3 protein-coding genes are annotated in these 2,075 nt (G+C 58.3%); all 3 read left to right on the forward strand.

What is annotated here, in order from left to right:
* The first annotated feature begins 134 nt into the window (after positions 1-134).
* The 3 genes from ROE7235_RS20765 (at position 135) to ROE7235_RS19395 (ending at position 2,065) form a co-directional block, all read left to right on the forward strand.
* Complete coding sequence (locus ROE7235_RS20765; RefSeq protein ID WP_245964049.1) at positions 135-653, forward strand: PEP-utilizing enzyme; 519 nt, start codon at positions 135-137, stop codon at positions 651-653.
* A gap of 79 nt (positions 654-732) precedes the next feature.
* Positions 733-1,455, forward strand: a complete 723-nt coding sequence (locus ROE7235_RS19390) for a cyclase family protein (protein WP_121097662.1) — start codon at positions 733-735, stop codon at positions 1,453-1,455.
* A complete protein-coding gene (locus ROE7235_RS19395; protein WP_121097665.1) occupies positions 1,448-2,065 on the forward strand; it encodes a PEP/pyruvate-binding domain-containing protein in 618 nt (205 codons plus the stop codon). Before ROE7235_RS19390 ends, ROE7235_RS19395 begins: the two co-directional genes overlap by 8 nt.
* The last annotated feature ends 10 nt before the right edge of the window (positions 2,066-2,075 follow it).

The following is a 2,075-nucleotide window of genomic DNA, read 5'->3' on the forward strand; positions in this document are numbered from 1 at the left end:
CGCAAGCCTCAAGCTCGAGGCGGGCTGGTGAGGAAAGAAAGTCAGGGCGGATCATAAGCAATAGCTGAATCGTTCCAAACCCAGCAGTCAAGTCAACAAATTCGGCTTCTGCAGGACTCGGAGTATACAATGAATTGCGTGCGCTGGTTGGCAACGCTTCCGCCTATGATGCACGCGAAATCGTGTCTGACCGGCGCGATGAGCATGAAGAGGCCACCTCGAAACGGCCGCCGGATTGGCTTGGAACTGCTACAGAGGAAGCGCTGGCATTCCCGTATGCTGATCTGTGGGGCTTTCCCGACAAGTTCTACCGCAAGCCTCCGACCAAGGCCGGTGAGATCACCGGACTCGCAGCGTCGCCGGGTGTTATCGAGGCCAAGGCACGCGTCATCACATCGATGGACCAGTTCAACAGTGTCGAAAAAGGCGAGGTTCTTGTCTGCAAGATGACAAACCCCGCTTGGGTGGTTCTGTTTACGCAGATTGCGGGCCTGGTTACCGATGCCGGTGGGACGACGTCGCACTCGGCCGTGGTATCGCGAGAGTTCGGACTACCCGCCGTGGTCGGCACATCGGTCGCGACCAAGGATATCAAAACCGGCGACACCGTTCGCGTGAACGGCACATCGGGTATCGTGGAAATCCTTACCTGATTTGCACCTCGGGCCGCCTCGCGACGCAACAAGTTGTCAGGCGGCCTTCCAGACAGTCAAACCCCAAAGGAGGTGTCCCGTGGGACAGCGGTTCGTTGATCTATCCATGCCCGTTCACCAGAATATGAAGCTGTTTCCGCGCATTGCCGAGCCGAAGTTGGTTATGAAGGAAAGCTGGGAGGAGTTTGCCATAGGGATCGGCGCGGGCGAGTATGGTGAGGACCACCTGACCGCGCACTTCTCTGTAACCCTGAGCGATCACGCCGGAACCCATATCGACTCGCTTAAGCATATGGGTGACGAGAACACCCCGGGTCCCGAAGGCATTCCGCTTGAATACTGCTTTGGCGACGGCGTGGTGCTGGATTTCCGGCATCTCGAATTTGGGTCGGCGATCACCCTTGACGATCTGAAAGGGGCGTTGGCCAAGATCAACTACACCCTGAAGCCGCGCGATATCGTGCTGATCCAAACCGGCGCATCGGAATACAATGACGAGGACCGCTACCTGACCGACCATGTCGGGATGTCGGCCGAGGCAACTAAGTATCTGATTGAAAATGATTGCCGTGTCACAGGCATCGACGCGCCCACCTATGACCCCCCGGTCTGGGCGATGTTCGAGACGAAGAAGTTCTGGCTTGCTCACAAGGTGATGCAAACTGACCCCTACTGGCATATCGAGAACCTTACAAACCTCAAAGAGTTGCCCTCTCACGGCTTCAAGCTATCGGTCTTCCCAATCAAATGGGTTGGCACGACCGGTGCTCCCGTCCGCGCAGTGGCGATCCTCGATGACTGAGGAACGGTATGTCATATGGTTCGACGAGCCGGAATGCGACCAAGTCGCGGTCGCCGGTGGCAAGGGCGCGAGCCTGTCGTCGATGGTCCGTCAGGGGCTGCCGGTGCCGAACGGGTTCGTCGTTCCGGCAGGGGTGCTTGAGGCCTGCGTCGATGCAGAGGCACTGAAGGCATACGCTCGAGCGCAGGATTACGCCGCCGCCATGAAGCTTGTCGAGGACACAGCCGTGGTGCCGCAAGAAGTGATGACGGCCTATGAAGAGCTCGGTGGCAAAGTTGCCGTCCGTTCTTCGGCGAGTGCCGAGGATTCCGAAGCGGCAAGCTATGCGGGCCAGCAGGAAACCTATCTTAATGTGGTGGGGGCCGAAGACGTCCGTCGGCGAGTGATCGATTGCTGGACCTCGTTTTTTTCAGAGCGGGCGCTGTTCTACCGCGGACAGAAGGGATCGCTTGATGACCTGCGCATGGCGGTCGTTGTGCAGCAGATGGTCGATTGCGTATTCCGGAGGATCCGGCCACCTATTCCGACAACATCCGGCCACCTGTTCCGGGGTATCCGGCCACCTGTGACGCGTTGCCGTGAGGCAGCGTATTTTGGTTATCAGTCTTGAGGGGTTTCGT

It is taken from the genome of Roseinatronobacter ekhonensis, assembly GCF_900499075.1.
In the GTDB taxonomy this organism is placed as follows: domain Bacteria; phylum Pseudomonadota; class Alphaproteobacteria; order Rhodobacterales; family Rhodobacteraceae; genus Roseinatronobacter; species Roseinatronobacter ekhonensis.